This window comes from Gemmatimonas sp., from assembly GCF_044345575.1.
Lineage (GTDB): Bacteria > Gemmatimonadota > Gemmatimonadetes > Gemmatimonadales > Gemmatimonadaceae > Gemmatimonas.
In genome coordinates this window covers 1-3,755 of sequence record NZ_JBIJAW010000312.1, presented here as the reverse complement: position 1 = coordinate 3,755, position 3,755 = coordinate 1, and the positions used below count along the sequence as shown (strand labels likewise).

3 protein-coding genes are annotated in these 3,755 nt (G+C 66.2%); 2 read left to right on the top strand and 1 reads right to left on the bottom strand.

From position 1 onward, the window contains the following. On the top strand, nucleotides 1-670 hold a 670-nt coding region (locus tag ACIQ6O_RS14235), incomplete at its 5' end, for a sugar transferase (protein ID WP_396208444.1). A gap of 1 nt (nucleotide 671) precedes the next feature. Here the strand turns inward: ACIQ6O_RS14235 and ACIQ6O_RS14230 are convergent. Continuing rightward, nucleotides 672-1,949: a VWA domain-containing protein gene (locus ACIQ6O_RS14230; RefSeq protein WP_396208443.1), complete on the bottom strand. Its 1,278-nt coding sequence runs from the start codon at nucleotides 1,947-1,949 to the stop codon at nucleotides 672-674. Nucleotides 1,950-2,237: 288 nt separating this feature from the next. On the opposite strand from ACIQ6O_RS14230, the gene ACIQ6O_RS14225 reads away from it, so the two are divergent. Next, nucleotides 2,238-3,566 (top strand): MFS transporter, encoded by a 1,329-nt coding sequence (locus ACIQ6O_RS14225; RefSeq protein WP_396208442.1) that lies wholly within the window; start codon nucleotides 2,238-2,240, stop codon nucleotides 3,564-3,566. Nucleotides 3,567-3,755: the final 189 nt, after the last annotated feature.

Below are 3,755 nucleotides of genomic sequence, written 5' to 3'. Positions count from 1 at the left end.
GCAATTTGACACATTCGAGCCCCGCCCCCGTTCCGAGCGCGTGACTCGAGTGTTCAACGTCGTGATTGCGTCGGCGATGCTCATCGCCGCGGCGCCCGTCATGCTCCTTGCCGCCCTCGCGGTTCGCCTCTCCTCCAAGGGCCCCATTTTCTACATGCAGGAGCGCGTCGGCCTCGACCGTCGCTGGAATCGCACCCACGCCCTCAACGAGCGCCGCCGCGAAAACCTGGGCGGCGTGCCGTTCACCATCTACAAGTTCCGCTCCATGCGGGTGGACGCCGAGGTGAACGGGCAGGCGGTGTGGGCCCAGAAGAACGACGACCGCGTGACCGGGGTGGGCAAGATCCTGCGCGCCTCGCGCATCGATGAACTGCCGCAGCTGCTCAATGTGCTCAAGGGCGACATGAACATCGTCGGCCCGCGCCCCGAACGCCCCAGCATCTTCGTTCGACTCCGTGAGCAGATCCCGGAATACCCGGTGCGGCAGCGCGTGAAGCCGGGCATCACCGGCCTCGCCCAGGTGTCGAACCCGTACGATCAGACCATCGACGACGTACGTCGCAAGGTCATGTTCGACATGGAGTACATGCGCCGGCAGAGCCTGTTCGAAGACCTGCGCATCATGCTGAAGACGGTGCCGGTGATGCTGCTGCGCATCGGCGGCTGGTAATTCAGCTCACCCGCTTCGTCTTCTTCCGCAGGAAGTCCATCAGCACGAACTGCCCGAGGCTCATCGTGTTCGTGAAGTAGGCCTTGCCGCGGCTGATCTGGCACATCTGCTTCACGAACTCCACCAGCGCGCGATCACGCGCCAGCATGAACGTGTTGATCATGATGTTGCTCTTCCGGCACGCGGCCACCTCGCGCAGCGTCTCGGCCAGCACGTAGCCGTCGAGCCCCATGCTGTTCTTGTAGATCTGCCCATCGGGCATGCTGAGCGCGCTCGGCTTGCCGTCGGTGATCATGATGATCTGCCGCATGTCCTTCTTCTGCGACATGAGAATGCGCCGCGCCAGCTTGAGCCCTTCGGCCGTGTTCGTGTGATACGGCCCCACCTGCGCCTTGGCCAGCGTGGACAGCGGGATCTCCTCGGCGCTGTCGTGAAACAGCACCACGCGAATCGTATCGCCGGGAAACTGCGTGCGGATGAGGTGCGTGAGCGCCAGCGCCACCTTCTTCGCCGGCGTGAACCGATCCTCGCCGTACAGAATCATCGAGTGCGACGTATCCAGCATGAGCACCGTGGCGCAGCTCGAGCGGAACTCGCTCTGGCGCACCATGAGGTCGCTGTAGTCGAGATCGATGGGCACCTCGAGGCTGCCGGTGCGGCCGAGCGCGTTGGCGAGCGTGGCGGGCACATCGAGGTTGAGCGTGTCGCCGAATTCGTACGGCTTGCTCCACGCGTCGCTCTCCACGCCCGTGCTGAGTTGCGGCGTGTCGTGGCTCCCCACACTCGACTTGCCGAATCCGCCCAGCAGGCTGCGCAACGTCTTGAAGCCGAGGAAGTCGATGCCCTTCCCGGTGAGGTTGAACTGCACGTCGCGCGCGGCGGCCTGACCGAGTGACCCCTTGCCGGTCACGGGCTGATGCCCGGCCGGCACGCTGGCCGCCTGATCGGTGGTGAGGTAGCCGTCCTGCACGAGCCGCTGCACAAGCCCGTCGAGCAGCTGGGCGAGCTTCTCCTCGCTCACCTCGTCCCCCTCACCCCGCAGCGCTTGAAGCATTTCGGGGGTGAGCTGCCCGCTTTCGATGAGCGCCCGAAGAATGGCCTCCTTGAGCGCGTCCACGGAGCGGTCGGCTTCGTCTTCGCCCGGATCGCCCCAGTACCCCTGGTTGCCCCCGGCGAACCCCGACTGCAGCAGGAAGTCGGCGAGCTGGTCGAGGAGTCCCTGCAGGTCGACGGCGTCGGCGAGCTGGGGGTTGAACTTGGTGTACGTATGGAAGCGCATGCAGCCTACGGTGTTGGGGACATACCCTGTACGCAAGACGGGGCGTCCGGGGTCCCATGAGCCTCGTCCCGGCGGAATCCGGGTGCTAGGGGACTCTTGCATGCCAATTTGGGTGCTGGCGTCCTGTCTCTTTGGAGAAAGGGGGAAAGGGGGGAACTGATATTGGGAGAAAAGGGGCTTGGGAGAAAAAGAGTCCCCCTTTCTCCCCTTCTCCAAACGGTCGCCGGTTCGACGGAAGCAGCGCCGCCGGTACTGTGTCAGCCGTTGATGGCGTGGCGATATTGCGAGGTGTCCACGACCGTCGCCGCATCGCCCGCCGCTGACCGCAATCCCAACCCGTTCCGCATCCTTGGCCGGCATCGCCATTTCCGGATCTTCTGGATTGGGCAGACGCTGAGTCTGGTGGGGTCGTGGATGCAGACGATGGCGGTGGGGTGGCTGTCGCTGCAGCTCTCCAACTCCGCCTTCGTGGTAGGGCTGGTGGCGAGCATCGGTGCCCTCCCCATCGTGCTCTTCAGCATGCACGCCGGCGCGCTGGTGGACCGCGGCGACCGCCTGCGCATCGTGCAGATCACCCAGGTGGTGTTCTTCGTGCAGGCCACGGTGCTCTGGCTGGTGACGCTCACGGGTCACGTGTCCATCCCGCTGCTGCTGGGCCTCCAGTTCGTGCAGGGGTTGGCGAGCGCCGTGGAGATTCCGGCGCGGCAGAGCATGGTCATCCAGCTGGTGGGACGCGAGGATTTGCAGCCGGCGATCGCGCTCAACTCGAGTGGATTCAACCTCGCGCGCGTGGTGGGGCCGGCGATCGGCGGGGTGGTGATCGGGTCGCTGGGGATCGCGTGGTGCTTCGGGTTGAACGCGGCGAGTTTCGGGGCGGTACTCTGGGGGTTGCGTCGGATAAGGGCGGGGGGAGTTGGCGCTCGTACTACGGAAGCTTGGGGGGCGGAAGCTTCTACAACGGGATATGGAACTGCGGGAACTGCGGGGACTACGGTTCTTGGGGTGTTGCGCGAGACGTCGGCGAGTGCCGCCGACGGGTGGCGCTACCTCATGCAGCCGGGGCACGTGCGCGACTTGCTCATCCTCGTGACGGTGGGCGCGGTGTTCGGCGGGCCGTTCCTTACGCTGCTGCCGGTGATGGCGCGCGACCATCTGGGGGTGGGTGCGGGCGGATACGGCGGCATGCTGGCCACCGTGGGGGTGGGCGGCCTGGTCGCGGCGCTGCTGGTGGCTGGCCCCATCTCGCACCGCGCGGGGAAGGGACGCGTGCTCATGGGCGCGGCGGTGGCATTTCCGGTGCTGCTGCTGGCGTTCGCCTACACGCGATGGATGCCGCTGTCGTACCTGCTGCTCTTCGCGAGCGGGCTGGCCATGATCCTCTGGAACGCCCTCTCCAACGGCGTACTGCAACTCATGGTGGACGAGCGCTATCGCGGCCGGCTCATGGCGTTCTACGCTCTGGCCTTCGTGGGGCTGTCGCAGGCCGTGGGATCGTTCGCCATCGGCGCCCTCGCGCGCCTGTTCGACGCGCCCGCAGCGATCGCGCTCTGCGCCCTGGTGCTCCTCGGGGCGAGTCTCGTCACGTGGCGGCGATCGACGTTCTGGCAGGCCGTCTAGGGACGGCGAGGCGCGGAGGGCGGGAGGCGCGGGACGGCAGTCGCCGGATCAACGACGCTGCCCCCTTGATCGGCATGATTGCGGGGTTTGAGGAACGGCGTGCGGGCCGATAGTCTTTGAGAACGCGTTCGCACCCCCCTTTTTCCCGCCCCAATGTCCGTTTTCCCCCGCGCGTATCTCCGCGCCGTC

Excerpts from the sequence above, each read along its gene's own strand:
- ACIQ6O_RS14230 (WP_396208443.1), bottom strand. The coding sequence starts at position 1,949 with ATGCGCTTCCATACGTACACCAAGTTCAACCCCCAGCTCGCCGACGCC.